Source organism: Streptomyces sp. NPDC026417, from assembly GCF_055567695.1.
The window spans coordinates 361,821-387,471 of record NZ_JBVHPY010000003.1 but is presented as its reverse complement, the minus strand read 5'-3'; the positions used below and the strand labels follow the sequence as shown (position 1 = coordinate 387,471).

29 protein-coding genes are annotated in these 25,651 nt (G+C 70.9%); 16 read left to right on the top strand and 13 right to left on the bottom strand.

The features are described from left to right. Positions 1 to 128: 128 nt before the first annotated feature. Positions 129 to 407, bottom strand: coding sequence for a GlsB/YeaQ/YmgE family stress response membrane protein (locus ACZ4NT_RS06970; RefSeq protein WP_121407947.1), 279 nt, complete (start codon positions 405 to 407; stop codon positions 129 to 131). A gap of 614 nt (positions 408 to 1,021) precedes the next feature. Between ACZ4NT_RS06970 and ACZ4NT_RS06965 the strand changes: the two genes are divergently transcribed. The 3 genes from ACZ4NT_RS06965 to ACZ4NT_RS06955 all read left to right on the top strand — a co-directional run bounded on the left by ACZ4NT_RS06965 (position 1,022) and on the right by ACZ4NT_RS06955 (position 3,857). Continuing rightward, positions 1,022 to 1,594 (top strand): ATP-binding protein, encoded by a 573-nt coding sequence (locus ACZ4NT_RS06965; RefSeq protein ID WP_467723979.1) that lies wholly within the window; start codon positions 1,022 to 1,024, stop codon positions 1,592 to 1,594. Positions 1,595 to 1,885: 291 nt separating this feature from the next. Further along, on the top strand, positions 1,886 to 2,329 hold the full coding sequence (locus ACZ4NT_RS06960; protein ID WP_467723977.1) for a VOC family protein: 444 nt from the start codon (positions 1,886 to 1,888) through the stop codon (positions 2,327 to 2,329). A gap of 52 nt (positions 2,330 to 2,381) precedes the next feature. Next, entirely contained in the window at positions 2,382 to 3,857 is a 1,476-nt protein-coding gene (locus tag ACZ4NT_RS06955) for a dihydrolipoyl dehydrogenase family protein (RefSeq protein ID WP_467723975.1), read from the top strand. A 109-nt stretch (positions 3,858 to 3,966) separates the two neighbouring features. Here the strand turns inward: ACZ4NT_RS06955 and ACZ4NT_RS06950 are convergent, their stop codons facing one another. After that, the gene (locus tag ACZ4NT_RS06950) at positions 3,967 to 4,392 is read right to left on the bottom strand and encodes an Ohr family peroxiredoxin (protein ID WP_467723973.1); all 426 of its coding nucleotides are present in this window, start codon (positions 4,390 to 4,392) and stop codon (positions 3,967 to 3,969) included. A gap of 261 nt (positions 4,393 to 4,653) precedes the next feature. Here ACZ4NT_RS06950 and ACZ4NT_RS06945 point away from each other — a divergent pair, with 261 nt between their 5' ends. Next, on the top strand, positions 4,654 to 4,848 hold the full coding sequence (locus tag ACZ4NT_RS06945) for a hypothetical protein (RefSeq protein WP_121407952.1): 195 nt from the start codon (positions 4,654 to 4,656) through the stop codon (positions 4,846 to 4,848). A gap of 200 nt (positions 4,849 to 5,048) precedes the next feature. Then, the gene (locus tag ACZ4NT_RS06940; protein ID WP_467723971.1) at positions 5,049 to 5,612 is read left to right on the top strand and encodes a CGNR zinc finger domain-containing protein; all 564 of its coding nucleotides are present in this window, start codon (positions 5,049 to 5,051) and stop codon (positions 5,610 to 5,612) included. Between the two features lie 51 nt (positions 5,613 to 5,663). Here the strand turns inward: ACZ4NT_RS06940 and ACZ4NT_RS06935 are convergent, their stop codons facing one another. From ACZ4NT_RS06935 to ACZ4NT_RS06925, 3 genes are all read right to left on the bottom strand, one after another. Continuing rightward, on the bottom strand, positions 5,664 to 6,035 hold the full coding sequence (locus ACZ4NT_RS06935) for an SgcJ/EcaC family oxidoreductase (RefSeq protein ID WP_121407954.1): 372 nt from the start codon (positions 6,033 to 6,035) through the stop codon (positions 5,664 to 5,666). A gap of 316 nt (positions 6,036 to 6,351) precedes the next feature. Next, positions 6,352 to 7,416, bottom strand: coding sequence for an LLM class flavin-dependent oxidoreductase (locus ACZ4NT_RS06930; RefSeq protein WP_121407955.1), 1,065 nt, complete (start codon positions 7,414 to 7,416; stop codon positions 6,352 to 6,354). 224 nt (positions 7,417 to 7,640) lie between these two features. Next, positions 7,641 to 8,201 carry an NADPH-dependent FMN reductase gene (locus ACZ4NT_RS06925; RefSeq protein ID WP_467723968.1) on the bottom strand — a complete coding sequence of 187 codons (561 nt, stop codon included), beginning with the start codon at positions 8,199 to 8,201 and terminating at the stop codon, positions 7,641 to 7,643. Between the two features lie 168 nt (positions 8,202 to 8,369). Between ACZ4NT_RS06925 and ACZ4NT_RS06920 the strand changes: the two genes are divergently transcribed. Beyond that, positions 8,370 to 8,834: a MarR family winged helix-turn-helix transcriptional regulator gene (locus ACZ4NT_RS06920; protein WP_467723966.1), complete on the top strand. Its 465-nt coding sequence runs from the start codon at positions 8,370 to 8,372 to the stop codon at positions 8,832 to 8,834. Positions 8,835 to 9,003: 169 nt separating this feature from the next. On the opposite strand, the gene ACZ4NT_RS06915 is transcribed toward ACZ4NT_RS06920, so the two are convergent. Then, a complete protein-coding gene (locus ACZ4NT_RS06915) occupies positions 9,004 to 9,261 on the bottom strand; it encodes a DUF5133 domain-containing protein (protein ID WP_467724173.1) in 258 nt (85 codons plus the stop codon). Positions 9,262 to 9,653: 392 nt separating this feature from the next. Between ACZ4NT_RS06915 and ACZ4NT_RS06910 the strand changes: the two genes are divergently transcribed. Then, positions 9,654 to 10,223: a GNAT family N-acetyltransferase gene (locus ACZ4NT_RS06910; protein ID WP_121407958.1), complete on the top strand. Its 570-nt coding sequence runs from the start codon at positions 9,654 to 9,656 to the stop codon at positions 10,221 to 10,223. A 28-nt stretch (positions 10,224 to 10,251) separates the two neighbouring features. Here the strand turns inward: ACZ4NT_RS06910 and ACZ4NT_RS06905 are convergent, their stop codons facing one another. Next, positions 10,252 to 11,814, bottom strand: a complete 1,563-nt coding sequence (locus ACZ4NT_RS06905) for a sodium/solute symporter (protein WP_467724171.1) — start codon at positions 11,812 to 11,814, stop codon at positions 10,252 to 10,254. Between the two features lie 523 nt (positions 11,815 to 12,337). Here ACZ4NT_RS06905 and ACZ4NT_RS06900 point away from each other — a divergent pair. Both ACZ4NT_RS06900 and ACZ4NT_RS06895 read left to right on the top strand, forming a co-directional pair. After that, positions 12,338 to 12,667, top strand: coding sequence for an antibiotic biosynthesis monooxygenase family protein (locus tag ACZ4NT_RS06900; protein ID WP_121407959.1), 330 nt, complete (start codon positions 12,338 to 12,340; stop codon positions 12,665 to 12,667). A 120-nt stretch (positions 12,668 to 12,787) separates the two neighbouring features. Further along, positions 12,788 to 13,261, top strand: a complete 474-nt coding sequence (locus tag ACZ4NT_RS06895) for a carboxymuconolactone decarboxylase family protein (RefSeq protein ID WP_121407960.1) — start codon at positions 12,788 to 12,790, stop codon at positions 13,259 to 13,261. 89 nt (positions 13,262 to 13,350) lie between these two features. Here the strand turns inward: ACZ4NT_RS06895 and ACZ4NT_RS06890 are convergent, their stop codons facing one another. Together ACZ4NT_RS06890 and ACZ4NT_RS06885 are read right to left on the bottom strand one after the other, a co-directional pair. Further along, the gene (locus ACZ4NT_RS06890; RefSeq protein WP_121407961.1) at positions 13,351 to 13,752 is read right to left on the bottom strand and encodes a hypothetical protein; all 402 of its coding nucleotides are present in this window, start codon (positions 13,750 to 13,752) and stop codon (positions 13,351 to 13,353) included. Positions 13,753 to 13,938: 186 nt separating this feature from the next. Continuing rightward, positions 13,939 to 14,502, bottom strand: a complete 564-nt coding sequence (locus tag ACZ4NT_RS06885) for an AMIN-like domain-containing (lipo)protein (RefSeq protein ID WP_121407962.1) — start codon at positions 14,500 to 14,502, stop codon at positions 13,939 to 13,941. Between the two features lie 385 nt (positions 14,503 to 14,887). Here ACZ4NT_RS06885 and ACZ4NT_RS06880 point away from each other — a divergent pair, with 385 nt between their 5' ends. The 5 genes from ACZ4NT_RS06880 (at position 14,888) to ACZ4NT_RS06860 (ending at position 18,157) form a co-directional block, all read left to right on the top strand. After that, positions 14,888 to 15,310 (top strand): DUF6003 family protein, encoded by a 423-nt coding sequence (locus tag ACZ4NT_RS06880; RefSeq protein WP_121407963.1) that lies wholly within the window; start codon positions 14,888 to 14,890, stop codon positions 15,308 to 15,310. 98 nt (positions 15,311 to 15,408) lie between these two features. After that, a complete protein-coding gene (locus ACZ4NT_RS06875) occupies positions 15,409 to 15,996 on the top strand; it encodes a DinB family protein (RefSeq protein ID WP_121407964.1) in 588 nt (195 codons plus the stop codon). 137 nt (positions 15,997 to 16,133) lie between these two features. After that, positions 16,134 to 17,255, top strand: coding sequence for a peptidoglycan bridge formation glycyltransferase FemA/FemB family protein (locus ACZ4NT_RS06870; RefSeq protein WP_121407965.1), 1,122 nt, complete (start codon positions 16,134 to 16,136; stop codon positions 17,253 to 17,255). Between the two features lie 317 nt (positions 17,256 to 17,572). Beyond that, entirely contained in the window at positions 17,573 to 17,905 is a 333-nt protein-coding gene (locus tag ACZ4NT_RS06865; RefSeq protein ID WP_121407966.1) for a putative quinol monooxygenase, read from the top strand. 108 nt (positions 17,906 to 18,013) lie between these two features. Then, the gene (locus ACZ4NT_RS06860; protein ID WP_183117154.1) at positions 18,014 to 18,157 is read left to right on the top strand and encodes a hypothetical protein; all 144 of its coding nucleotides are present in this window, start codon (positions 18,014 to 18,016) and stop codon (positions 18,155 to 18,157) included. A 32-nt stretch (positions 18,158 to 18,189) separates the two neighbouring features. Here the strand turns inward: ACZ4NT_RS06860 and ACZ4NT_RS06855 are convergent, their stop codons facing one another. From ACZ4NT_RS06855 to ACZ4NT_RS06845, 3 genes are all read right to left on the bottom strand, one after another. Next, entirely contained in the window at positions 18,190 to 19,554 is a 1,365-nt protein-coding gene (locus tag ACZ4NT_RS06855) for a vWA domain-containing protein (RefSeq protein ID WP_467723961.1), read from the bottom strand. Continuing rightward, entirely contained in the window at positions 19,551 to 20,408 is an 858-nt protein-coding gene (locus ACZ4NT_RS06850) for an AAA family ATPase (protein WP_121408648.1), read from the bottom strand. Before ACZ4NT_RS06850 ends, ACZ4NT_RS06855 begins: the two co-directional genes overlap by 4 nt. Before the next feature lie 220 nt (positions 20,409 to 20,628). After that, complete coding sequence (locus ACZ4NT_RS06845; protein ID WP_467723959.1) at positions 20,629 to 22,323, bottom strand: NAD-dependent malic enzyme; 1,695 nt, start codon at positions 22,321 to 22,323, stop codon at positions 20,629 to 20,631. Between the two features lie 166 nt (positions 22,324 to 22,489). Here ACZ4NT_RS06845 and ACZ4NT_RS06840 point away from each other — a divergent pair, with 166 nt between their 5' ends. Further along, entirely contained in the window at positions 22,490 to 22,663 is a 174-nt protein-coding gene (locus ACZ4NT_RS06840; RefSeq protein ID WP_467723957.1) for a hypothetical protein, read from the top strand. A 573-nt stretch (positions 22,664 to 23,236) separates the two neighbouring features. On the opposite strand, the gene ACZ4NT_RS06835 is transcribed toward ACZ4NT_RS06840, so the two are convergent. Beyond that, complete coding sequence (locus ACZ4NT_RS06835) at positions 23,237 to 24,265, bottom strand: helix-turn-helix domain-containing protein (protein WP_121407969.1); 1,029 nt, start codon at positions 24,263 to 24,265, stop codon at positions 23,237 to 23,239. A gap of 503 nt (positions 24,266 to 24,768) precedes the next feature. Here ACZ4NT_RS06835 and ACZ4NT_RS06830 point away from each other — a divergent pair. Next, positions 24,769 to 25,422: a hypothetical protein gene (locus ACZ4NT_RS06830; protein WP_467723955.1), complete on the top strand. Its 654-nt coding sequence runs from the start codon at positions 24,769 to 24,771 to the stop codon at positions 25,420 to 25,422. The last annotated feature ends 229 nt before the right edge of the window (positions 25,423 to 25,651 follow it).

Genomic DNA, 25,651 nt, shown 5'->3' with positions numbered 1-25,651 from the left:
GGACACATGGTCCGCAGCCCGCATCGGTACACCGGTCACGCCGCTTCGGGATGACCCAGCGCTCGAACCGAAAGCCCCGGCTGTTCTCGTCTCAGCCGGCTGCGCTGCGCCGGCTGGGACGGAGTACGTCAGGCGTGTCGGTGGGAGCGTCGGTTGCCCGTGACGAGTCGGTAGAGCACGAGCAGGATGAGCGAACCGACGATTGCGGCCACCCAGGTCGACAGCTCGAAGAAGCCGTCGACCGAGTCGACGTCGAAGAGCACCTTCCCCAGCCAGCCTCCCAGGAGGCCGCCCGCGATACCGATCAGCATGGTGACGATGATTCCGCCCGGGTCCTTACCGGGCAGCAGCAGCTTGGCGATGGCACCGGCCAGAAGGCCGATCAGAATCCAGGCGATAATGCCCACGACTCCTCCTCAGACAATCGGAACTTCGTTCTCCCTCCGACTGCACCCGAAAGGCGAAGATAAACATTCCATAAGCTGACTGCTTCCCGGGAATCTCCGCCGCCCGCGACCCACAGCACGCACCGGCACCCCGAAAGCATCACGCCCACCGGCGCCGACAGCCCCGAGAGTCCGGGGGCGTCGTCCACGGGGGCGACTCGGAAACCGCCCGGTCCCGACGCCCCGCCCACCCGGCGGGACCGGAACGGGCGGCGCCCTTCGTCGCGTGGGCACCTCTCCTGCCGGAACTCTGCGTCTCGACGACATGCTGCGTCACATGGGCGACGATCATCCACACCGCTTTCGCCGCGCCCCGGAGCGGACTCCGCTCCCCGCCGCGCTCGGCACGGGAGCGCCCCCGCGGTGGAGCCGCGAGCCGCCCCCGCCTTCCCGGCGGCCGCCGGGGACGGCGCTTGCGCGCTGGGGCCTGGCCTCCTCGGCGGGTCCTCGGACGTCCCAGAAGTCCGTCGCGTTCTTGTCCGAGCCTTTAAATTCGATGACGTGGGGTATGTGGGCTGTCGTGCCGACGAGCACGACAGTGACAAGACAGCACAGATCGACAGGGCGTGTTACCCATGGTCATCCCGCTTAGGAAGCAGGCGTCGGATGAGCCAGGGCCGAACTGGGACGCAGCGCTGAACTGGGACATCTCCTGGACCGGTGGTGCGATGACAAGTGCGCGAGCTCGACATGCGGCGAGCGCATTCCTTGAGCGGGCCCGGCAATCCGGCAAGATTTCTCCCACCCCACGCGATATTGAGAACGTGCAACTCGTGATCAGTGAACTGGTCACCAATGTATTGCGTCACACTGCCGGTACCGGCAGCCTGCGTATCGACCTCGCGCCGACGGGCGACAGCGCCCGGATCAGCATCGAGGATTCGTCCCCCCACTCCCCCCGGGTGCTGGAGAAGGACCCGGCCCGCCTCGGCGGACACGGCCTGGAGATCGTCAAGGCGGTCGGCCGGAGCCTCACCGTGGAACCCCTGCCGGACGGCTCGGGCAAGGTGATCGTCGTCGAGGTCGCCCTCTCGCACGTGGAGCCGGCCAACTGGTCGTCGAAGCAGCAGCGGGTCACCGGCGCCGGACGGCAGGCGCGACGGCCCTCCCGGGAAGGCCTCAAGGAAGACGGTCTGCGGGAGGTCTGAGGCCGGGACCGTGGTGTCGGCGAGTGCCGGCCGGACCGTCCGGGGCGCCCGCCGGCCCGGTTCACCCCCCGTCCGGTGTGCGCTGCTCAGCCCCTACTGAGCCTGTCCTGTGCCGCGTTGGGAAAAGTGGCGCGGTTGCGGTCAAGCGATATCGTGGAGTGGTCTTCGCGCTGTTGCGCGCATCTGCACCACTCCTCACCTGATGTCTCCCGGGCCCCTCTGCGCGCAGGAGCGCGGCGCCCCCGGCGACCGGTGAGCGCACAACTGCCAGTCGGGCAGGAGGACTCCACCGTGGACATGAGACTCGAAGTCGTGGTGATCCCGGTCGCCGACGTCGACCGGTCGCGGGATTTCTACAAGACACTGGGGTGGCGGCTGGACGCCGACTTCGCCACCGACGACGGCTTCCGCGTAGTGCAGCTGACCCCGCCGGGCTCGGCCTGCTCCGTGATCTTCGGCGACGGGGTCAGCTCGGCCCCGCCCGGATCCGCCGAAGGGCTGCATCTCGTGGTCTCGGACATCGAGGCGGCACGGGCGGAACTGGCCGCCAGCGGGATCGACGTGAGCGAGGTCTTCCACGACGCGGGCGGAGTGTTCCACCGCGCCGGCACCGAGGGCCGCGTGGCGGGTCCGGATCCCGAGCGGCGCAGCTACTCCTCCTTCGCCTCCTTCACCGACCCCGACGGCAACGGCTGGACGCTGCAGGAGATCACGGAGCGACTTCCGGGCCGGTGACGGCCGCCCACCCGTCCCGTACGTGCGCACCGAGCAGCGAGGGGAGAGACACATGACCGCGACTGTCGGTCCGGACCGCTCGGAGTGGGATGTGATCGTCCTGGGCGGGGCCGCCGCCGGCGAGAACGCCGCGCAGTACGCCTCCCAGTTCTCCGGCCTGTCATCGGTGCTCGTGGAGGACGAGCTGCTCGGCGGCGAGTGCTCGTACTGGGCCTGCATGCCCAGCAAGGCGCTGCTACGGCCCGTCGAGGTGGTGGACGCGGCCACGCATCTGCCCGGGACGTCGGCCACCCTGGACGCCTCCGAGGTCCTGGCCCGGCGTGACCGTGTCATCAATCAGCTGGACGACGGCTCACAGGTCTCCTGGGCTCTTTCCACCGGCATCGACGTCGTACGCGGATACGGGCGACTGGCGGGCGAGCGCACGCTGGTGGTGAGCCGCGCGGACGGTTCCACCAGGACGCTGACCGCTCGCCACGCCGTGGTCGTCGACACCGGCTCACGCCCGACCGTGCCGGACATCCCCGGGCTGCGCGCCGCTCTCCCGTGGACCTCGCGCGACGTGACCACCATGCGTGAGGTGCCCCGTCGGGTGGTCGTGCTGGGCGGCGGTGTGGTCGCCTGCGAGGCGGCCACCTGGTTGCGCGGACTGGGAGCGAGCGAGGTGTCGGTCGTCCACCGCGGCGACCGGCTGCTGACACGACAGGAGCCCTTCGCCGGCACACTCGTCGCGGAGGCCCTGCGGGACGGCGGCGTACGGCTGTACGCGGGACGCAGCCTGTCCCTGGTCGAGCGGACCGGCCCCCGCGACACCGGCCACGGCAGCCTCCACGGCGGGGACGTCACCGTCACGCTCGACGACGGAACGACCCTCGTCGCCGATGAGATCGTCGTGGCCACGGGGCGCACCCCCAACACCGAGGACATCGGGCTGGAAACGGTCGGCCTCACCCCCGGCGGATATCTTCAGGTCGACGACCACCAGTGCGTACGGGAGGCCGACGGCACCTGGTTGTACGCCATCGGAGACGTATGCGGGCGGGCGCTGCTGACGCACATGGGCAAGTACCAGGCCCGTATCGCCGGAGAGGTGATCGCGGCACGCGCACAGGGCTCCGCCGAACTGCCCTCGTCGGCCGCCGGACACGTCGGGCTGCCCCAAGTGGTGTTCACCAGCCCCGAGGTCGGCAGCGCCGGGATGACCGAGCAGCAGGCCCGGGACGCCGGAGTGGACGTCGAGGTCGTCGAGTACGACTTGGCCGCTCTCGCCGGAACCTACGTCATGCGCGCGGACTACCGGGGCACCGCCAAACTCGTCGTCGACCGAGCCGAGGACGTGCTGGTGGGGGCGACCTTCGTCGGCGCGGGCATCGCCGAACTGGTGCACTCGGCCACGACGGCGGTCGTGGCGCGTGTTCCCCTCTCCACCCTGTGGCACGTCGTCCCCAGCTACCCGACGGCGAGCGAGATCTGGCTCCGCCTCCTGGAGACCCTGCGCACCGAGCGGCGTACACGCGACGCCAGCTGAGGTCTCCCGGCACGGGCAACGAGGCGGGCAAGTACCGCCCCGCTCCGCCCGGTTGACCCGGGTGGAGCGGGGCGGGTACCCGGTTCCGGGAGACGGTGGTGCGGCGGCCTCAGACGGCGGTGGCGTTGACGGTGACCGGGATGGTGCCGCGCGTGGCCTTGGAGTAGGGACAGATCCGGTGGGCCGCCGCGGCCAGTTCGGTGGCGGTCTGCTGGTCCACGCCACCGAGTTCGAGGCCGAGGACGGCGGCCAGGCCGAACTCGCCGTCGTCGCCGTGATGGAGGGTGATCTCGGCGGTGATGTCGGTGCCGGTCAGCCGTATGCCGCGCTCGGAGGCGGCTCGGCGTACGGCACCGAGGAAGCAGGCGCCCCAGCCGGCGGCGAACAGCTGCTCGGGGTTGGTCGCGCCGCCGGCGCCGCCGAGTTCCTTCGGGATGGCCAGCGTCGTTGTCAGGAGCCCGTCGCCGGACTCGACACGACCCCCGTTGCGGCCTTCCCCGTTCACGTTGACGACGGCGGTGTAGCTGACAGCCATGACGTTCCCCATCTCCTGCGTCGGAAGCCGTGACCGGCTGGCTTGGATGCGTCACCGGTTCAAGCGGTGACTGAATAGTGAACTGCTCCCCGTCACCAGTCAAGCCAGTGATGGTATGCACCGAAAGAGCGCATGCCGTCGCAATACGGGCGGGAAATCGGGAGTGTCGTCACCATCTTGACCGGTGACGCTTCGCGTGGAATTCTGGCACCCGCAGAGCCAGGGAGGCCCTGCTCGCCACCGATCCAGCGGAGGGTGACCATGGAGACCCAGAGCACCGTCGACAGCGCCGCGGCAGCGCGGCACGCGCGATTCGGCAAGCTGCCCGAGCGCATCCGATACGAGGACACCGTCGAGGAGAAGGCGGCCACGCCCCACGACGCGGCCAGGACCGCCTACAACCCCGAAGGCTCCTGGACGTCCTTCTCCTGCCTGGCCGCCGACCTGGGGCTGTGAAACGGGGCCTGTGCTCGCCAGGCGACCTTCTCGGCCTGCCGCCCACAGGCGCCCCCGAGCAGACAGGCCACAGCGCCCGAGCCCGCCGCCGGAGGCGCGGCACCGACGCCTCCGGCGAGGTTTCCCCGCCGGGTACGGATGCCGCGGGACCGGCCGGCGGCTCCTTGGCCGACGCCGCAGTCACCTGTCAGACTAGTGATGTGAACCCAGACCACGTCTTCGTGTGCGGGCATCCGGCCCTCGACTTCGCCGCGACGCTCCGGGCGCGGCGCTCCACACGCTTCGAGATGTTCGCGTCGCCGGACAGACTGGACGCCTGGTACGTGGAGTCGGGGATCGTCGACGCGGTCTCCCCCGGCCAGGAAGCCGACGTCGCACAGGCGACGGACGTCCGCGAGGCCGTCTACCGGTTGGTCACGGCCCGCCGGCTCGGCGAGGAGTACCCCAGGGGAGCCCTCGCCGAGCTGAACAGCGCCGCACGCAGAACACCGGCCGTGCCCCAGTTGACGCCGTCCGGACGCTGGACGGCGGCAACCCCGCAGGAGTCGCTCTCGACGGTGGCACGCCTCGCCATCGAACTCCTCAACGGGCCGGACGTGCCGCTGCTCAAGGAGTGCGGCAACCCCGAATGCACCCGCGTCTACATCGACCGCTCCCGAGGCATGCGCCGACAGTGGTGCGGCATGGAGTCCTGTGGCAACAAGGTCAAGGCAGCCGCGTATCGCGCCCGGAAGAAGACCGCCCAGGCGGCAGCCAGCCACTGACCTTCCGGCACCCCTGAGCCGATCAAGACCCCGGCATGTCCGGCGACACCCCTAGCTCAGGCGTGAGACCTGGTAGTGGGCGATGCGCCAGCCCTCGTCCGTCCGCCGCACCAGCAGGCTCAGGCTGACGGAGATGGAGGGGCGGTCGGTGAACGAGAAGTCCACACCCAGATAGCCGAGGACGAGGTCGTCGGCGAGACGCCGGTTTTCGAGAATGCGGTAGTCGGCCGTGAGCCCCAGGGGCTGCGAATCGTAGTAGTCCGCGACAGCCTGACGCCCCACTCCGTAGGGGTGCAGCCCCTGGAAGATCGCGTCATCGGTGAACAGGGACGCGACCTGGTCCGGCGCGTGCCGGTCGACGGCGGCTTTCCACTGGTCGACGACATCGCGGAGGACCTCTTCGGTGTCCGTCGTACTGCGCATCGGGGTTCTCCTGTCGATAGGGCCGTCACTGAGGGCGTCCCGCCGCCAGTCGACCGGACGAAAGTCCGCTCGCTCATTAGGCGACCGGTCTACTAATTCAAGGTAATCGGGCGCAGGGGCAGAGTCAAAGGCCCACGGCACGGCGGCAGGAGCGCGTTCGTGCCAGATCCGTCGGGTCCCTTCCCATGAGGTGCATGCCTTTCGACGTGATGTCGTGGGGTCTCCGGATGGCCGATCCGGTCGGTCGACGGGCACAGGGCGATCCGGCGCGCCCGTGGTCGGAACGGCGGCCGCGCGAGTCCTGCTCGCCATCCGCTCAGGTGGCGGTCATGTCGCGTACCAGTGGGGCGACTTGGGTGCCGAAGAGTTCGATGTTCGTCATCAGCGACGCGTGCGGCATCCCGTGCATGCCGTACTTGAGGTCGAACCGGGTCGCACCCAGCGTTCGAAGGGTCGCGGCGATCTTCCGGGCCACGGTTGCCGGAGCCCCCACGTACAGGGAGCCCTCGGGGCCGACGTCGCGCATGAACTGCTCGAAGGACGGTGCGCGGAATCCCCGCTGCCGGGCCATCGTGCGGATCGCGCTCTCGTAGTACGGCCAGAACTCCCGCACGGCCTGCTCGTCCGTCTCCGCCACATGCCCCGGAGAGTGCACACCCACCGGCCGCTCCGGTTGCCCGAACTTGTCCAGCGCCTGCCGGAAGAGTTCGGAGAAGGGAGCGAAGCGGGCCGTCGGTCCGCCGATGATCGCGAGCATCAGCGAGAATCCGTGGCGTGCCGTGCGTACGACGGACTCGGGGCTGCCGCCCACGCCGATCCACGTCGGGATCGGCCCGGACTCGGTGCGCGGAACCACGGACACGCCGTCCAGGCCCGGCCTCGTGCTGCCGGACCAGGTGACGGGCTTCTCCTCCAGGAGCCGGGCGAAAAGGTCGGCCTTCTCCTCGAACAGCCGGTCGTAGTCGCCGAGGTCGTAGCCGAACAGGGGGAACGACTCGGTGCTGGAGCCCCGGCCGAGAATGACCTCCGCCCTCCCGTGGGAGACCGCGTCGAGGGTGGCGTAGCGCTGGTAGACGCGTACGGGGTCGTCCGAGCTGATGACGGTGACGCCCGAGCCGAGGCGGATGCGGGAGGTCCGTGCGGCGATCGCGGCGAGGACGACATCGGCCGCCGAGAGCGGCATCCGGTCGGTGTGGTGCTCCCCGATGGCGAAGTGGTCCAGCCCCACCTCGTCGGCGCGGACCCCTTCGTCGACGAGATTGCGGATGGTCTGGCCGTGGGACAGCGGGCGGCCCCGGGAATCGTTGGTCACATCGCCGAAGGTGTCCAGGCCGAGGGTGATCCGGTGCGTGTCCGACGGGAGTGCGGAGCGGTTCGTCATGACAGGGTTCCTTGCTTCGAACAGGGCCGCCGCGGATGTGCGCGGGCCGGCCGCGCGCGTAGGCCGCCGCGGATGCGCGCGGGGCGACCGTGGGCGAGCAGGGCCGCGCCTTGATGTGCGCGCGTCCGGCGGCGCGCAGGCGTACGGGGCGACCGTGGGCGACCGGGGCTGCCGCCCGAGCGCCGTCTCGGCGCCCGGCCGGCGGCCGCGGTTCCGGGGCGCGGTCAGTTGGCGCGCAGGGGGGCGAGCGCGTTGCTCCAGGCCACGACCTCGTTCAGGGTCGTGGCGAGGGTGTCTCGCTGGGTGCCGGCCGGCTTGAAGGCGCTGAAGTTCTCGAAGTCGGTGAACAGCGAGAGCGCTACCTGGGAGCGGACGTCCGCCAGGTGCAGCTCCCCAGCTATCAGGCGCAGGTGCTCGACCGCTCGCGTACCGCCGGTTGAGCCGTAACTGACGAACCCGACAGCCTTGTGGTTCCACTCGGCGTACAGGAAGTCGATGGCGTTCTTGAGTGCGCCGGGGACCGAGTGGTTGTACTCGGCGGTGACGATGACGAATCCGTCGAAGGAGGCGATCTTCTCCGCCCACACACCGGTGTGTGGCTGGGTGTACTGACCCATCGCGGGCGGGTACGCCTCGTCGAGGAGTGGCAGCTTGTAGTCCGCGAGGTCCACGAGCTCGAACTCGGCGTCGGTACGCAGGCGCGCGTGCTCCCAGACCCATTGCGCGACGGCTTCGCCGTTCCGGCCCGGGCGGGTGCTGCCGAGGATGATGCCGATCTTGGTCATGAGTTTCCTTATGTACTGATCACCCGAAGGGGACGACCCGCCTCCGAAGGGGCGGACCCGGCCCTGAAGCGGGCGACCCGCTCACTTACTTGCCTCGTCAAGGAAATGCTTGACGAGGCAAGTAGAAGCAGCGGTTCCTTGACTTGTCAAGGAGCTAGAGTGGGAGGCATGCCGTCACAGCCGTCACAGAAGCGCCGCCTGCAACCCCTCGACGCGAGCGAGGAGACACTCATGCGCGCGCTGGGGCGGGTGATGCTCGCCCTGCCCCGGCTGATCGACGCGGACATGGTCGGTGAGGGACAGCTCCCCCTGTCGGAGTACGCCCCGCTGATGCACCTGTCCGAAGCACCCGAGCGGCGGATGCGCATGAGCGAACTCGCCGCGGCCTGCAATCTCTCGCTCAGCGGGATGACCCGTGTGGTGACGCGCCTGGAGAAGCGGGGGCTGGTCCGGCGCGCCCAGTGCGACGAGGACGCGCGCGGTTGGAACGCGGTGCTGACCGACGCGGGGCTCACCCGCCTGGAGGAGGCCTGGCCCGCGCACCTGGCCAGTGTGCGACGGCACGTCTTCGACCACCTGGAGGGCCACGACCTGGCAGGGCTGAGCGCCGCACTTCAGAAGATCGCGAACTGATCGCTGCTCCGGCTCGGCGGAGGCTCCCGGAAGCACGCCACCGGCCGCAAAGGGGCTCTCGCGCCTCGCAGTTGGCGTCAGCCACCATCCGGGCGGCGTATCAGGCGTTCGGGCGGAGCGGAGGCAGCACGGGATGCCCTCGCCGGTCCCTCAGGAGGCCGTACGGAGGTCAGGCAGCCAGAGCCGGGCCGCGTCCCGCTGCCGGTCCTGCCGCTCGATGAGAGCGCTGCGCCCGGACGTGCCGAGCCAGGATCTCGTCGGCGGCAGGAATCGCGTCGGCGATCGAACGGGCCCCGGTCAGAACGCACAGGGCCTTCGTCACGTCGTCCAGCTCCTGCTGCCACGCCCGCGTGTTCTTCTCCGCGAGGGCGATGCGCGCGCTCGCGTACCGGGCGAGCAGCGTCCTCACTAGGCGCGGATCCGGCATCGACACGGTGACACCCCTTCGGTGATCGGCCTGGGCCATTGTTCTCCGAGTGCCCCGAACGATCCGCCTCATGCCACCGTTTCCGCACCTTCGGCCCCGGCATGCCCGGGCGCCGATGTCCGCGCCGCCTTCCCCTGCCGGTCCGGACAGGGACGCGGAGTGCCCACGGCGAGAGGCGGGAGCGGACGACGTGAACGGGTCGCGCCCCGAGCGGATGGTGGGCGGGACCCGTTCACCGCCCCATTGTCGAAGCCCGACCCGCCTCACGGACAGGGAGTGCGACCCGGCGGACCGGCAGGACGATGAGCGCCCGTGTGAGGGGCAGTACTCCCGTGTGAGCCCGAGATGGCCCACCCGGCGCGGGCGGCCCCTCCGGTGCCTAAGCTTCCGCCGTGAACGACTCCACGCGCGACATACGCATCAGGCCGGGCGGCCCCGCCGACGCACCGGCCATCCTGGACATGCTCGACTCGGCGGTGGCCTGGATGAATGCCCGGGGCAACACCGAGCAATGGGGCACGATTCCGTACTCACAGACATCCGGCGGGGTGGCACGGGTCGAGCGGTACACATCCGAGAACTCGCCCTACGTAGCGGAGCTGGACGGCGCGCCGGTCGGAGCCCTGGTGCTGGACACCGGGCCCAGCCCGCAGATGCCGATCCCGCCGGCCGAGGAACCCGAGCGCTACGTCCGGCTGTTGGTCTCGGACCGGCAGCACGCCGGCCTGGGCATCGGGGCCGCACTGCTGGCCCACGCCGCCGACGTGACCCGGCGGGCCGGCGTGCGCCTGCTGCGGGTCGACTGCTGGGCGGGCGGCGGAGGTGAACTGGTGGCGTTCTACGAGCGCAACGGCTTCACTCCCACCGAACGATTCCAGGTCAAGGCCTGGCCGGGCCAACTGCTCGCCATGCGGCTGGACTCGGCACCGCCCGCGACCGACGGCCGGCACGGCCACTCCTGACTCGGCGAAGGCGGCGCCGGGCCCTGCCCTACTTCGTGAAGGCTCCTCCGGTCCGCAGGGACACGGTCCGCGCGTCGCCCCGGGGTTGCCGTCCAGGGGTGCGGCCCCGGCCGACGAGGCCGAACAGGAATCCCGCGGGGATGGTGATCAGCCCCGGGGTCTGCAGCGGCAGCCAATGGAAGTCACGGTCGGGGAAGATCGCGATGGGCGTACCCGATACCGCGGGAGACCCCGCGAGCAGCACCACCACCAGCGGCAGCGTCCCGTAGACCGTCCACCGCACTCCGGTGGCGGTGTGCCCGGGCAGGAAGAGCGCGTAGAGCAGGACGGGGGCCAGCACCGAGGCCGCGACGGTGAACGACAGCGAGATCAGGGTCAGCCTGCCGCGGTCCTGGAGCAGCACCGCCAGCATCACGGCGAGCGCACCGACCACGACGATGGCCACGCGGGCCCTGCGGATCTCTCCGCCGGCCGAGCGGCTCGCCGCCCTGCCGCCCGACCGCGCCCCGAAGTCGCGGGCCAGACTGGACGCGGCGGCCAGGGTGATGCCCGCGACGGCCGCCAGGGTCGTGATGAAGACGGCGCAGGCGACGATCGCGAAGAGCATGCTGTGCCGGGCCCCGCCGGCGACCGGATCGAGAGCGCCGGTCACCATCAGCAGCGCCGTCGCTCCCCCGGGATCGGCAGCCCGGATCAGGTCCCGGCCGAGCAGGGCGCAGGCGCCGAGCCCCGCCACCACGACGCCGGCGCACACCACTGCGACGGGGCCCACGGCCCACCCGACGGCGCGGCGCGCGGTACGGGCGTCGCGCAGCGGATGCAGCCGCATGGTGAGGTGCGGCAGGCAGGCCGCGCCGACCAGGAGGGTGGTCTCGAAGCTGATCAGGTCGAGCCGTCCGGCGAGGGAGTGCCCGAAGTGCAGGCCGGGGGCCGCGTAGTCGCCGCCCGCCTCCGAGCGGTCCTGCGCCGCCTCGAAGAGAGCCGGCGGCGACCATCCGTACCGGGCCAGGACGAGTCCGGCGAGGAGCAGCACGGCGGTCAGCGTCACACCGACCTTGAGGATCTGTACGTAGCCGACGCCGCGCATCCCGCCGAAGGCGGCGTAGCAGACCATCAGGGTGCCGCCGGCCACGGTGCAGCCGGTGAGCGCGCCGTCGGGGAGCCCGAACATGGCCGCCATGATGTGTCCTGCCGTGGTCAGCTGCACCAGGAGCAGCGGGGCGAGAACGACGAGGGTCGCGATGCCGAGGGCACGCCGCACGGAGAGATCGCCGAGGCGGTCGGAGAGGAAGTCCCCCAGGGTGAACACCCCCCGGCGGCGCAGGGGTTCGCCCAGGATCCGCATGACCAGGAAGAGCGAGGCGACGGTGGCGCAGGCGAACAGGATGCCGTCGGTGCCGTCGAGGGCGACCGAACCCGTGGTACTGAGCAGGGTGGCCGCGGAGATGTAGTCACCGGCGATGGCGAGCCCGCTGCCGACCGGGCCGAAGGCTGCGCTGCCCCCCGCGTAGAAGTGCTCCGGGTCGTCGAGGTCGGCCGCCGCAAGGCCGCAGAGCAACAGGGACACCGCGACGAAGGCGAGGAAGACCATGGCGGCGAGCGACTGGCCGTCACCGGTACTCACGGGCGGCGCTCCGGCGTCGCGGGTGCGTCCACGTCTGTCGTCGCGGCCCGAACTCCCGGCGTTCGCAGAGGACTTGCTGCGTCCAGGCGTGTTGCGGCGTCCACGTCTGTTGGTGCGCCCGGGCCCGGCACCGAAGGGGAAACAGAAGGCATGCCGGTCATGGCACCAGGGGCCCCGGGCGGCGTACAGGGCACGGGGCGGGTGGGAGGCGGGTGCACAGCGGGGCCGGGGACGCGTTGTGCGGGAGCACAGGGGCGGCCGGTCGGTAGGTGGTGCGGGAGGCTGCACGGGACCGGTGGGCTTCCGGGGAGGAACTCCGCCGGACGGTCGCGTGGGCGCCCGGTGGACCCGTCCCGGCTGCACCGAGTGCCTTGGCGCGGTCCGTTCGGCGTTCCGGTCCGGCGACGGCGCGGTCGGTGGCCGCGGATGGACGGACGTACCCGGCCGAGCCGATGCCCGTGCGACCTGTGCGGTGCGGCAGGATGGAGCCATGAGCGTAGTCAAGATCAACGTACTGACCGTTCCCGCCGAGCAGCGGGAGACGCTGGAGAAGCGCTTCGCCTCTCGCGCCCACTCCGTCGAGAACTCCGACGGGTTCGAGTGGTTCGAACTCCTCCGGCCCGTCGAGGGCACCGACAGCTACCTGGTCTACACGCGGTGGCGCGACGAGGAGGCCTTCCAAGCCTGGATGGAGGGCCCGATGAAGGCCGCCCACCAGGGCGGTGACGCGGGCAGCGGCGAGCGCCCCAAGCCGGCGGCGAGCGGGTCCACGCTGTGGTCCTTCGAGGTCGTGCAGCAGGCTGCTCCCAAGGGGGAGTGACCGCGGCCCCTCCGACTGCCGGAGGGGCCACCCGAGACACACGTCACATCCGGGCCTGTCACATCGTGCCGAGCCGAGCCGTCAATGAGGTGTAACCCAACGACGGCACAGGAGTTCACGATGGACGCTCGCTTGAACCTTTTCGGCAGCCCGGTCGCGGGGAAGTTCCTGCGGCACGTCAACGCGGCCGGCAAGGTGCTCTCGGATTCGACACTGCCCGCGGAGACACAGGAGCTGGTGAAGATCCGCGCCAGCCAGATCAACGGCTGCGGCTTCTGCACCGACATGCACACCAAGGACGCCGCGCACGCCGGTGAGACGTCGACGCGTCTCAATCTGGTCGCTGCCTGGCGGGAGGCCAAGGTCTTCACCGACGCGGAGCGCGCCGCCCTGGAGCTGACGGAGCAGGGCACCCGTATCGCCGACGCGGCCGGTGGCGTCACCGACGAAGCCTGGGCGAACGCCACCAAGCACTACGACGAGGAGCAACTCGCCGCTCTGGTGTCCCTGATCGCCCTCATCAACGCCTACAACCGCGTGAACGTCATCGTCCAGCAGCCCGCAGGCGACTACCAGCCCGGCCAGTTCGGGTGACGACCGGTGCCGGCCGTCGGCACGAGGGGGCCGACCGCTCCCGCCGGCGGCCGGCACACTCGGATCCGTGGTGATCCAACCGGCAGCCCCTAGGAACGGCGGACGACCGACGTGTCCTGGCGTGCCGACGGCTGCTGCTGACGGAACTCGTGCACGAGCTCGATCTCACCCACGATGTGGGCATTGAACTCATCGAGTTCCTCGGCGGGGACCCACAGTTCGAGGATCGTCCGCCCGCCGGCCTGCCGGACGGGATACCGGGCGACGAACTCGGTGTCCACTTCGAAACGCGTGACGAAACCTGCGCCGTCGTGCTTCACGTTCCACTCCCGCGCGATCCGGACGGCGTAGTCCTCGTTCAGGACCGGGTAGAAGATCGGCTGTTCGGGCAGGCGCGGCGGCCAGGCACGCCAGTTCGACTCCCGGACCAGGTCCAGTTCCTTGGGACCCGTCGGGCGCCACAGAGTCGTCGTCGCTTGCCAACCGGCCATACGCGTCACTTTCCGAACCTCGGAGACCGCCGTGTTCGCCGGTCAGGGCTCCGGACGATACCGGCAGCACCCGGCCGTCGGCGACGGCGTTTCCGCAGCCCGGCCACGCCCGCTCCACCGTGTGAACCCGCTGACACGGCGGAGACGGAGCGTGGTCGGGCCGGTCGGGTCGCTACCCGAGCCGCGTCACCAGGTGTGCGCGACGTCCACCACGAGCCGGTCCTCCAGCTGCAGCACGCGGAACGGCAGTCGGGCCCGCACGCCGAGTCCGATCTGGGTCTCGCCCTCGAAGCTGCCGGCGAACCGGGTGTCCTTGAACGTCTTGTACCCGGTGAGGTCGACCCCGGGCAGCGGCTGCCCCGCCCGCCCCGGGTAGGTGGCCTCGCCCGTCTCCAGGTCGTAGCTCGGCGCTCCGGCACGCACCTCGATCACCGCACCGCCACCGACCGCGATGTACTTGCCCGAGCCGTCCTGGTACAGCCGGTCCACGTACTGGACGTGGTAGCCGAGGCCGCTGCTGCCGCCGCCGGGGATGTCCAGCACCATCCGGTCGTAGCAGTCGTGCCGTCCCGTCCGGACATCGGCCAGCGATGCCACGGCGGTCGAGGCGCCGCTCTTCGGCAAGCTGCCCCAGCCCGTCGCACAGGCTGTCGCCTGCGTCACCCCGGCGGCCGCGGCCGGAACGGCCGTCACCCCGAGTCCCCCGGCGGCCAGCGCGAGCGCCGCCAATGCCACTCCACTCCTGCGCATGACATCCCCCCTTGCTTGGTTCAGTGCTGCCCCGTCCCGTGGGGGCTGCTGCTGAATGAGACAGTCCGGCGGCCCCGATGGTTGTGCTCCGCGCCTGTTCGGCCGGGGGACTTCGCGAAGGCTTGCACACGGACACCGGCAGCCGAACGGATTTACGAGGGCGCAACGGGCTCCGCCCGGGCATGCGCACTCCGGCACGCCGGTAATCTTCCCTGTTCACCGTGGCTTTCCGTGCCCGTCATCCCGTGGCCGCGGCCGACGTCTTCGGAAGGCTCGCCGCTCGCCGGGGACTTCGGCGCAGACGGTCTCCTCCGGCCGTCATGCGACGGCCGGGACGGGGTACAGAGCGGCCATCAGCACTACCACCCCCCATAAGGAACCGAGAATGACTGACGACGCCTACCTCGTCCTGCTGGACGGCACCGCCGTAACGCTGGGTGTCCCGCCGACCGCCGTCGGAGAACTGGCGTGCATGGAGACTCCCGCCGTCCAGGCGTGGCTCGGCGCCCAGGGCATCACGGCAACGTCCCCGCAGTTGCGTCTGCTCCCGCCGGAGGAGACGTCGGCCGTCCCCGAGGACGCCGAACGCCTGCCCGTTCCCCTCAGCGACGAAGAGCTGATCCGCGTACGCAACCAGACCGCGCCGGAGAACATCGCTCGGCTGGAGCAGGAACTGCTGGCCTACCGCTCCTGCACCGACGGTCGCGACGTCCTGCTCACACGCGCGTTCGCCGCCGGTGTCCCGGCACACCGCATCGCCGAACTCACCGGCGAGGAGTTGACGTCCGTGAAGGCCGCCGCGCACTGAGCGGTTCGAGCACGGCCGGCCGGGTCGGTGGACCAGGCATCGTGACCGCCGGGGGCGAATGCGGTGGACAGGGATCACGCGACGGGGAGACTTGCCGCATGACTCCCTCGGATCCCAAGGACGACCTCCACTTCTACCTGCAGTCGGCCCGCGATGCCCTGATGTGGAAGCTCGAAGGACTTTCGGAGTACGACGTCCGCCGCCCGCTGACGCCGACCGGTACCAACCTGCTGGGACTGGTGAAACACCTCGCCTCCGTGGAACTGGGCTACCTGGGCGACACCTTCGGACGGCCTTCCGGGGAGCCGCTTCCCTGGCTCGACGAAGGTGCGGAACCCAACGCCGACATGTGGGTCCCGGCCGACGAGTCGCGCGAGCAGATCGTGCGGCTCTACCACCGGGCCTGGGCCCACTCGGACGCGACGATCGACGCCCTGGCCCTGGACACCGTCGGCACGGTCCCCTGGTGGCCGAGCGGCAAGGCCGAAGTGACCCTGCACCACGCCGTGGTACGGGTGATCGCGGACACGCACCGCCACGCGGGGCACGCCGACATCGTCAGGGAACTCATGGACGGCGCCGTCGGGATGAACAAGGACAACACCAGCATGGTCCAGGGCGACGCGGCATGGTGGGAGGACTACCGGAACCGGGTGGAACGGGCCGCCAGGGGACCGTTTCGGTAGTCCCGCGCAACCGGACGCGGCCGGGTCCCGTCCCGGTGCCGCCCACGCGGGCGACCCTTTCGCTCCCGGCTCGTGTGAAGCGCGGAAACGGACACCGCGGCTCGTACGCTGACGCTTCGAGCAAAGGAGCGCTGCGCATGCACTACCAGCTGAAGGCGATCACCCGCGAGGAACACCTGGCCTTCGTCAGCTCTCGTCCCTCGGTGAGTCACATGCAGGTTCCGTCGTGGGGCGACGTGAAGCCGGACTGGCGAGCACAGAGCCTGGGCTGGTTCGACCAGCACGACAGGCTCGTCGGCGCCGGCCTCGTCCTGCTCAGACCCTTGCCCAGGACGAAGCGGTACCTCGCCTACCTTCCCGAGGGGCCGGTCATCGACTGGAGTGCGGACGGCCTCGGCGCGTGGCTGGAGCCGATGCTGGCGCACCTCAAGAGGGAGGGCGCCTTCACCGTGAAGATGGGACCGCCCGTGGTGAGCCGGCGCTGGAGCGCCGACGCGGTCAAGGCCGCGATCGCCGACCCGCAGGCGAGGCGGCTGGGGGACGTCGAGGCGACCTCGCACGAACCGGGAGCCCTCGACACCGCCGAGCAGCTGCGGCGGATGGGCTGGCGCCGGTCCGCGCCCTCCGGCGAGGACGGCTTCGCCGCCGGCCAGCCGCGCCACGTGTTCCAGGTCCCGTACGCCGGACGGTCGCTCGAAGACATCCAGCAGGGCTTCAACCAGCAGTGGCGTCGCAACATCAAGAAGGCGGAGAAGGCCGGCGTCAAAGTCGTGCAGGGCGCCTACGAAGACCTGCCGGTCTTCTACGACCTGTACACCGAGACCGCGGAGCGGGACCGGTTCATCCCCCGGCCGCTCCCCTACTTCCAGCGGATGTGGACCGCGCTGAGGGCCGAACACCCGGACCGGATGCGCCTCTACCTCGCCCACCACGACGGGGACGTGCTGGCGGCGGCCACGATGATCACCGTCGGCGAGCACGTCTGGTACTCCTACGGTGCCTCCACCAGCCACAAGCGTGAGGTGCAGCCGAACAACGCGATCCAGTGGCGCATGATGTCCGACGCCCACGAACTCGGTGCTGCCGTCTACGACTTCCGCGGCATCACCGACACCCTGGACGAGGGCGACCACCTGCTGGGGCTGCTCCGGTTCAAGGCCGGTTCCGGCGGCCAGGCGGTCGAGTACCTGGGCGAATGGGACTACCCCCTCAACAAGGTCCTCCACAGGGCTCTGAACCTCTACATGTCCCGGCGCTGAGGCCGCCATCACCCGTGCCCCGGCGGGGAGTCGGACGCCCTGCCCCACCGGTGACCGGCGAGCGGAACGGGCCCGGACACGATGAAGGCCGCGCCGCCGGTGATGGGGGGACAGGACCGATGCGGCGCGGCCGTACCTTCCGCGTGCCCGGGGTCGCCGGTCCTACACCCGCGAACGCCCGACGAATTTCGCACACACCGCCGCGGGCGGCTGTCGGGCCTCCCCGTCCGCCCCGTCCGTCAGGCGTACGCTCTCCGGGCGTCCGCCCGGGACGCCGGCCGTGCGGCACGGCTCGACTCGTAGGCCAGGGAGCCCTCATGATCTTCATCACCGCCAAGTTCAGTGTCCGGCCCGAGTACGCGGACCAGTGGCCGCAGATCTCCGCCGACTTCACCGCCGCGACCCGCGCCGAGCCCGGCTGCCTGTTCTTCGACTGGTCCAGGAGCATCGACGACCCCACCGAGTACGTCCTGGTCGAAGGGTTCCGCGACGACGACGCGGGCGCGGCCCACGTCCAGTCCGACCACTTCAAGGCCGCCCGGCAGACCCTGCCCCGCCACCTGCAGGCGACGCCCCGCATCGTCAACATGAAGGTGCCGCAGGACGACTGGTCGTTGCTCGGCGAGATGGCCGTCGACCAGCAGTCCTAGCCCGCCCCCGGCGAGCACCGGCCGCGCCATACTCCCCCGTCATGTCCGGGCGCCGGCACCCGCTGCGTTCGCCTCCCCGGGGCCGGTGCCCTGCCCGCCGCCACCTGGGTGTCCGTCACGGGCACCTGGCACCGCCAAGGGACCCCGGGGACGAAGTCCGCCGCCGTCGCGCCGGACGCCGGTACGGCCGAGAAGGTCGCCAAGCCGCTGAACGCGTGCAAGGACGCCCTGCCGCTCACGCTCTCCCGCTGACCCGGGCCCGTCCGGAACCCGTTCGTGGCGGATCAGACCGGCAGCAGCCCGGTGATCAGGTCGCTGAGCTGACCGGCGTTGCGGCATTCGTGCATGGGCACGATCTCGGCGTAGGCGGGCGCGGCGGAGTCGCCCGTGCCCCACAGGGATCGCTGCTCCGGATTCAGCCAGTGGACGCGGCGGGCCCGGCCCGCCAGCCGGCGTACGGCGGGAAGGTTCGGGTCGCCCATGTTCGTGCGGGCGTCGCCGAGGACGAGGACCGTCGTGCGCGGGCCCACCACGTCGCCGTACAGCTCGGTGAACTCGGCGAACGCCGCACCGTAGTCACTGCTTTCGTGCCAGCCGGTCAGGGTCGCCTCCGACCGGATGCGGGCGCCCAGTCCCTCCGGGTCGGCGGCGCCCTGCACGAGGAGTCCGGTCACCTCGTCGACGCGGTTGACGAAGGCGAACACGCGTACCTTGCTGAACTGGTCGTGCAGCGCCTGGGTCAGCAGCATGGTGAAGTCGGAGAAACCGGCCACGGAGCCCGACACATCGCACAGCAGCACCAGTTCGGGGCGGGCGGGCCGGCGTCGGCGCAGGACCGGCCGCATCGGCACCCCGCCGGTCGACAGGGATCCGCGCAGTGTCCGCCGCAGATCGATGCTGCCCCGCGAGGAACGGCGGCGTCGGGCCGCGAGACGGGTGGCCAGCTTGCGTGCCAACGGCTGAACGACCCTGCGCAGTTCGGCCAGTTGGTCCCGGCCGGCGAAGAGGAAGTCGACCCGGTCGGAGGTGGTGGCCACGGCCCGGCGCGCGATCCGGTCCCGGCCGCGCCGCTCCGCCACCCGGCGCCGTGCCTCCGTGGCCACCTGCGCCCGGAAGTCCTGGATCCGCCGGCGGACCTCGTCCTCCAGCAACCGGTCGGCGAAGCCTGCCGCCCCGCCCTGGCTCCGGACACGGTCACGCACGCGCGCCAGCAGCGTCTGCGGGCGGAGCCGGTCCAGGGTCTGGTACGACGACCAGCCGTCCGAGCCCGGTGCCGAACCGTAGCCGCCGAAGCCGTCGACCGCCTCCACGGCCAGCTGCGCCAGCATCGCCCGGTCGTCGGCGGCGAGCGCGTCCACTAGTCGGTCCCGCAAATCGTCGCGGTCGGCGGGCGTTTCCGGCGCGGCCCCCACGCCGACGCGACGCGGGAAGTACACGTCGAAGACGGGATCGAACACCTTCCGCTGCCCCGTGCTGTGGAGGAGCGTGGCGGCCAGCCCCTCGCGCAGCAGTTCCCGGTCGGTCAGGCCGAGGGCCTCCAACGCCTGTGCGGCGTCGACGGTTTCGCCGGTTCCGATCCGGATGCCGTGCGAGCGCAGTGCCGCAACGAGACCCGTCAGCCGCTCCGCCACACCGGCCGGGGCGGTCACACGGCGTCCAGGTCGAGCTTCGCGGACGCCTTCAGGACGTCGTCCTGATGCTTGAGTATGACGCCGAGGCTGTCGCGCACGACGGTCTCGTCGAGAGTGTCGGCGCCGAGCGCGAGAAGCGTGCGCGCCCAGTCGATGGTCTCGGCGACCGAGGGGACCTTCCTCAGGTCCATCTCGCGCAGCGCGCCCACCACACGCACCACGGACTCGGTGAGCGCCCGGTCGAGGTCCGGCACCTTCAGTCGCACGATGCGCCGCTCCAACTCCTCTTCGGGGAAGCCGATGTGGAGGAAGAGGCAGCGGCGGCGCAGTGCCTCGGACAGCTCGCGGCTCGCGTTCGAGGTCAGCACCACGAACGGCCGGCTCGTGGCGGTGATCGTGCCCAGTTCGGGAACGGTGACCTGGAAATCGCTGAGCACTTCGAGGAGCAGGCCCTCCACCTCGATGTCGGCCTTGTCGGTCTCGTCGATCAGCAGGACCTTCGGCTCGTCGCCGCGAATGGCGGTCAACAGGGGCCGGGCCAGCAGGAATTCCTCACTGAAGATGTCCGTGCGCGCCTCGTCCCAGCTCTCGTCGCGGCCCGCGCTGATCCGCAGCAACTGCTTGGCGTGGTTCCACTCGTACAGCGCCCGGGACTCGTCGACGCCCTCGTAGCACTGCAGTCGGACCAGCTGGGCCCCCGCGACCTGGGCGACCGCCTTGGCGAGTTCCGTCTTGCCGACTCCGGCCGGGCCCTCGACGAGCAACGGTTTGCCGAGCCGGTCGGCCAGGAAGACAGTGGTGGCGACCGCGGGGGACGCCAGATATCCGGCCTCCGCCAGGCGCGCGGAGACGTCGTCGACAGAAGTGAACAGCAACGGGGGCCTCCAGCGCGGCGCGGGCCGATCGGGATCGAGGTCGGAGGTGAAGTGGGCGTGGGGGTGGGAGTGAAGTCGGGTGGGTCGGGTCACTATCTAAGCGCTTGTTCACCCCCGCTGTCACGTGGGCCGGCTCCCTCGGACGATCGCGCGTTCACCGCGTCCGCACGGATGACGACAGTGGCGGTGACTGCTGCTCACGTCGCCGCCCGATGGATCACAGAGGCCGGGGCGGGGCCACGCCCTCCTGTTCGTACCGTGGCGTCCAGCGGGTCGCCTCGATCGCCTCGCGCAGCTCCTCTTCGCTCACGCGCGGAGCCACCCCTTCCTCGATCGCGGCAAGCGCGGCGGCCATCGCGATCTCACGTGCCGCCTCCCGCATCCCGCTCAGCGGGGGGAGCAGGGGCGCCGGCCCCGCACAGCCGTCGGCGGCCCGTGCCGCGCAGGAGCCGACGGCCCGGGCCGCGGCGACCAGCATCCGGTCGGTGACGCGCGTGGCCCGGCTCGCGGTGACCGCGAGCCCGATGGCAGGAAAGACGTAGACGTTGTTCGCCTGGGCCACGGGCACGTCGTGACCGTCCACCCGGAGCGCCGGGAACGGCGAGCCGGTGGCGATCAGGGCCCGGCCCTCGGTCCAGCGGGCCACGTCCGCCGGGTCGGCCTCGGCGTGCGAGGTGGGGTTGGACAGCGGAAAGACGACGGGGCGTTCGCAGGCGGAGGCCATCTGCCGCACGATCTCCTCGGTGAACGCGCCGTGTGCCGTCGACAGCCCGATGAGCGCCGTCGGCGCGACCCGGCGCACCACCTCGGCGAGTCCGGAGCCGTCCCAGTCGGCCGACTCGGCGTCCTCGCGTGCGTACACCCGCTGCTCGTCCGTCAGGTCCGTGCGCGAGCGCACCAGCAGTCCGCCGATGTCGACGAACCAGAAGCGGGAGGCCGCTTCGCTTTCGGGCAGCCCTTCCTCGATCATGGCGGCCCGGATCATGTCCGCGACACCGATGGCAGCGGACCCCGCGCCGAGCACCACGAGCCGCTGCTCGGGCAGCGGGGTCTCCGCGACGGTGGCCGCCGTGGTGAGCGCCGCCAGCGCCACGGCGGCGGTGCCCTGGATGTCGTCGTTGAAGGTGAGGAGCCGGTCCCGGTAGCGGGTGAGGATGGGCCGCGCGTGCGCGGTGGCGAAATCCTCCCACTGCAGCAGGGTGCCGGGAAGTTCCGCCTCGACCGCCGCTACGAACGCCTCCACCAGTTCGTCGTACTCGGCTCCGGTCAGACGCCGCTCGCGTCGGCCGAGGTAGTGGGGGTCCGCGAGCAGCTCCTCGTTGTCGGTGCCCACGTCGAGGAGGATCGGCAGGGTGCGTCCCGGGTGGATGCCGCCGATCGCCGTGTAGAGGCTGAGCTTGCCGATCGGGATGCCCATGCCGCCCACGCCCTGGTCACCGAGGCCCAGGATGCGCTGGCCGTCCGTGACGACCACGACGTCCACCTCTTCGTGCGGGCGGTTGCGCAGGATGTCGGGAAACCGGTGCCGGTCCTCCCAGGACAGGAACAGCCCTCGTGGCCGTCGGTAGATCGCACTGAAACGGCGGCAGGCCTCCCCCACCGTCGGGGTGTAGACGACGGGCAGCATCTCCTCGAGGTGCTCGGTGACGAGCCGGTAGAAGAGGACCTCGTTGGTGTCCTGGAGCTGTCGCAGGTAGATGTGCCGGTTGAGTGTCTTGTCGTAGCTGTGGAAGGCCGCGTAGGCGCGTGTCGTCTGCTCGACCAGGGTTTCCACGGCCGGTGGCAAGAGCCCGTCGAGGCCCAGTTCCGCGCGTTCGGCGCGGCTGAAGGCCGTGCCCTTGTTGACCAGCGGGTCGGCGAGGATCGCGGCGCCGCGGATGTCGGTGCGTTCGCTGCGGTTGCGGTGCGTCATCACGCGATCCTCCCTCCGCCGTCCGTGGGTGACGCCCTTGCCGTAGCGGACGCCCGCCCATTCACCTGTTCGCTGCACACGCGCGCACCCGGGCCGTCGTCCGGCAGCGGTTTCCTTCCCGGGGCGGCGGGCAGTCGGTTGAGTGAGTGCCTACGAAAGGACCGACATGAGTGCCGGAGAGAAGGCCAAGGCCAAAGCCGAGCAGGTCGTCGGTAAGGCCGTGCGGAAGGCGGCCCACGCGATGGGCAACGACACCACCGCCGCCAAGGGCGCCGCGCTGGAGGCCCGGGGCAAGGCCCGGGACACCAAGGAGAAGTCGAAGGACAGCTTCAAGCGCTGACCTTGTTCACGCAGGGATGCACGCCGTGGACGGTGCCGGTCCGAGGTCCGGTCGAGGCGGGTGTCCGACGGATGGCGGGCAGCCGGGTTCTCCGGCTGCGCGCCATCGGCGTTTCCGCTGCGCCGCTCCCCTTCCGGCACGCGCCCCTGAGAGAGGCGTCGGCCACCCGCGGCTGACGGCGGTACGCCATGCCCCCCCCGACCACGCCGGCATACCGCCGTCACCGGGGGCGCCGACCTCTTCGGTGGGGCGGCCGGGCAGGGCCGGCACCCGTTCCGGAACCGTCACCCGTCCGGCGCAGCATGCGCCCGACCGGCCGGGGCAGGCGCCCGGAGCCGGAGTCTCTCGTTCTCCCGTTCCGGCCGCGGAATGTGCCGCAGCCGATCCCCGAGTCGGCTGCGGCACGGACCCACCTGGCGTTGTCGCCGGTCGTCTCCCCGCCTTACCGCCGCATGCGGCGCCGGGTGTGCCGGAGCGGGGCCGGGACCCCCGTACCCGGCCCGCCCCGGGACGCTCGGGCGCCGGCCGCGGTGATCACCAGGATGCACAGGAGAACGCACCCCTGTCGTTGGCCTACGGTCCACAGTCCCTTGGCAGAGAGTCCACGGCCGCAGGGCCCTCCGCGCGTGCACCGTCCCGCTGGAGGGCCTGGTGGCGAAGGTCGCTCGGAGGGACGCCGTAGGCGGTTCGGAAGGCCCGGCTGAACTCTGCCGCGCGGGGGAAGCCCCAGCGGGCGGCGATGGCGTGGACGGGCTGCGCGCGCAGTGCCGGGTCCGTGAGGTCGCGCCGGGCGCTGCGCAAGCGCTGTTCGCGGACGTAGGAGGCCACGGTGATGCCCTCTGCCTGGAACAGCCGGTGGAGGTAGCTGCGCGAGATGTGGTGCGCGGCGGCGATCCGAGCGGGCGTCAGTTCCTCGTCTCCCAGGTGTGCGCGCACGAACGCCTTGATGCGCAGCGTCAGCGTCCGGCTGTGGGCCGCCGGCGGCAGGGGGACGTCGGACTCCGCCACGTGCGCCGCCACCGCCGTGACCAGGTCGGCGACGACCGTGCCCAGCCGGGGTGCGTCCGAGGGCTGGTACGAGGCGGTGTCCGAGGCCAGCTGAACGAGGAACTGCCCCAGAAGCGCGCCGAATCCCTCACGGCCCGAGATCCGGCGTCCGATCATCCCGTCGGTCTGGTGGGCGGGCAGGGCGACCAGGGTCCGGGGGATCTCGACCCCGATCATGGTGACCGGATCGGGGCCGGTGAAGATCTCGTACGACCGCGAGGAGCAGTTGACGTGGAAGTCGTGGGCCCCGTAGGCGACTTCGCGCCTGTCCCAGGTGGCCGCGCCCTCACCGCTCAGGAGGAGGGAGAGGTGGAGGACCTCGGGGTCGGAGCGGCGGACCAGTTTCGCCGTCCGGCGGAACACCAGCTGATCGAACGTCGCAGGCCACAGCGTCACGTCGCCGAGCTGGATCAGCCGCTGCTCGGCGCGGTAGTCGGCCGTGCGGTCACTGGCCAGCTGCATGGGTGCGTGGGTACGTCCGAGCCGCTCCGTCCAGGCCTCGAACCTGTCCCCCACCGGGAGGTCGACGGTTCGGAAGACCGACTCGCACAGCACGGCGACAGTCAATCACAGGGCAGGGGCGGGGAGTCGGGCAGCCCTGGCGGGTCCGCGACCAGGCATGGGACGAGCGGATCCGTGGTCAGGCAGGGTCGTCGGGCCGCCCGCCGGTTCCGTAGCCGGTAACCCGCAGTCCCGCGGCCCAGGCAGGGCCTTCCGGCCGCGCCGGGTGCACTGGCGGCGTCGCGTTTCGTTCAGGTGGACGAAAACTGGCCACATCCACGGCTCGCGACGGAGCCCGCCAAAGCGTGAGTTGTCTGGATCTTGTTCCACCCGTGGGACTCCACCGGTCGACGCCCCTCCGCACGACTGCGCGCGCTCGGACATGTGCGTGCTCACCGGTACCCGGCCCTCGCCTGCCACGGCCGTCTCGCGCATAATCAGCAGCCGATCACGCGCGAAATCCTCGCGCGGACGTGCAACTGCAGACGGCCGAAAGTCGTCCTTCCGGTCGAGTTGTTGAGGCACGAGGAATTTCTGGGACAACAGGGGGACGCACGATGAACGTGACGCCGATGAAGAGCCGCCGCAGACCCGGCGCCGTCCGAACGCTGGCAGTGGCCGCGTGTGCGGTGGGGGCGCTGGTCCTGACCGGCTGCAACGGTGACGACGGCGCGGCGGGCGTGGGCGCGACGAAGACCGGCGGTGCCGACAAGGGCGCGAGCGCCGGAACGGCCGGCAAGAAGCCCGGCGCGAAGGCTTCCTCGGGCACCGGGGGCGCCAGGAAGTCCCCCGGTGCCGTCCCGGCCGCGTCCAAGTCCCCGGTCCCCACGGCAACGAGCGGGGGCGGCGACGGCGACGACGGCTGCGATCACAAGATGCCCATCTCCCCCGATGAGATCGCGGTCTACCGCTACACCCCGGAAGGCGGAGCCCTCAGCCTGATCGTCAAGCACGGAAACTGGGGCTGCGGCTCGCCCGACTCGGACGGCGCACCGTTCGAGACGGTCGGCAAGGAGACCTTCATCCCGATGGATCAGGCCGCGTATGTCACCGTGACCAACCCCATCGTGGAGAGCACCGAGAACCAGCCCATCGGCGTGCAGGAGTTCCTCGACTGGCTGGAGGCGCACCCCAACTCGGGGCTGGTCTTCACCTACCACCTGGGCGACGACGGGGCCATCGACCGCCTCGAAGAGGTCTTCACTCCCTGAGGGCCGTCGTTCGGCTCACCGCGCAGGCGCCCTTCGGCGGCCCGTGCGTGACGAGCCGAACGGCCGCGGCCCCGTGGCACGTTCCCTGCGTCGGCGTACCAGGTCAGCGCAGCTGGGCGCGTAGTCGGGGGGGGATATGTGGGTGCGGGGTTGGAGAGAAACAGTTTTTTTGGGGAGGAGGGGGGTGGGAAAGACCCCCGCCACCTCTCCCGCGGGGAGGGGACGTGGG

Excerpts from the sequence above, each read along its gene's own strand:
- ACZ4NT_RS06950 (WP_467723973.1), bottom strand. The coding sequence starts at position 4,392 with ATGGCTGTCAGCTACACCGCCGTCGTCAACGTGAACGGGGAAGGCCGC.
- ACZ4NT_RS06925 (WP_467723968.1), bottom strand. The coding sequence starts at position 8,201 with ATGACCAAGATCGGCATCATCCTCGGCAGCACCCGCCCGGGCCGGAAC.
- ACZ4NT_RS06935 (WP_121407954.1), bottom strand. The coding sequence starts at position 6,035 with ATGCGCAGTACGACGGACACCGAAGAGGTCCTCCGCGATGTCGTCGAC.
- ACZ4NT_RS06965 (WP_467723979.1), top strand. The coding sequence starts at position 1,022 with ATGGTCATCCCGCTTAGGAAGCAGGCGTCGGATGAGCCAGGGCCGAAC.
- ACZ4NT_RS06920 (WP_467723966.1), top strand. The coding sequence starts at position 8,370 with ATGCCGTCACAGCCGTCACAGAAGCGCCGCCTGCAACCCCTCGACGCG.
- ACZ4NT_RS06895 (WP_121407960.1), top strand. The coding sequence starts at position 12,788 with ATGGACGCTCGCTTGAACCTTTTCGGCAGCCCGGTCGCGGGGAAGTTC.
- ACZ4NT_RS06955 (WP_467723975.1), top strand. The coding sequence starts at position 2,382 with ATGACCGCGACTGTCGGTCCGGACCGCTCGGAGTGGGATGTGATCGTC.
- ACZ4NT_RS06840 (WP_467723957.1), top strand. The coding sequence starts at position 22,490 with ATGAGTGCCGGAGAGAAGGCCAAGGCCAAAGCCGAGCAGGTCGTCGGT.
- ACZ4NT_RS06880 (WP_121407963.1), top strand. The coding sequence starts at position 14,888 with ATGACTGACGACGCCTACCTCGTCCTGCTGGACGGCACCGCCGTAACG.
- ACZ4NT_RS06945 (WP_121407952.1), top strand. The coding sequence starts at position 4,654 with ATGGAGACCCAGAGCACCGTCGACAGCGCCGCGGCAGCGCGGCACGCG.
- ACZ4NT_RS06890 (WP_121407961.1), bottom strand. The coding sequence starts at position 13,752 with ATGGCCGGTTGGCAAGCGACGACGACTCTGTGGCGCCCGACGGGTCCC.
- ACZ4NT_RS06905 (WP_467724171.1), bottom strand. The coding sequence starts at position 11,814 with ATGGTCTTCCTCGCCTTCGTCGCGGTGTCCCTGTTGCTCTGCGGCCTT.
- ACZ4NT_RS06870 (WP_121407965.1), top strand. The coding sequence starts at position 16,134 with ATGCACTACCAGCTGAAGGCGATCACCCGCGAGGAACACCTGGCCTTC.
- ACZ4NT_RS06830 (WP_467723955.1), top strand. The coding sequence starts at position 24,769 with ATGAACGTGACGCCGATGAAGAGCCGCCGCAGACCCGGCGCCGTCCGA.
- ACZ4NT_RS06875 (WP_121407964.1), top strand. The coding sequence starts at position 15,409 with ATGACTCCCTCGGATCCCAAGGACGACCTCCACTTCTACCTGCAGTCG.
- ACZ4NT_RS06885 (WP_121407962.1), bottom strand. The coding sequence starts at position 14,502 with ATGCGCAGGAGTGGAGTGGCATTGGCGGCGCTCGCGCTGGCCGCCGGG.
- ACZ4NT_RS06845 (WP_467723959.1), bottom strand. The coding sequence starts at position 22,323 with ATGACGCACCGCAACCGCAGCGAACGCACCGACATCCGCGGCGCCGCG.
- ACZ4NT_RS06865 (WP_121407966.1), top strand. The coding sequence starts at position 17,573 with ATGATCTTCATCACCGCCAAGTTCAGTGTCCGGCCCGAGTACGCGGAC.
- ACZ4NT_RS06915 (WP_467724173.1), bottom strand. The coding sequence starts at position 9,261 with ATGCCGGATCCGCGCCTAGTGAGGACGCTGCTCGCCCGGTACGCGAGC.
- ACZ4NT_RS06900 (WP_121407959.1), top strand. The coding sequence starts at position 12,338 with ATGAGCGTAGTCAAGATCAACGTACTGACCGTTCCCGCCGAGCAGCGG.
- ACZ4NT_RS06930 (WP_121407955.1), bottom strand. The coding sequence starts at position 7,416 with ATGACGAACCGCTCCGCACTCCCGTCGGACACGCACCGGATCACCCTC.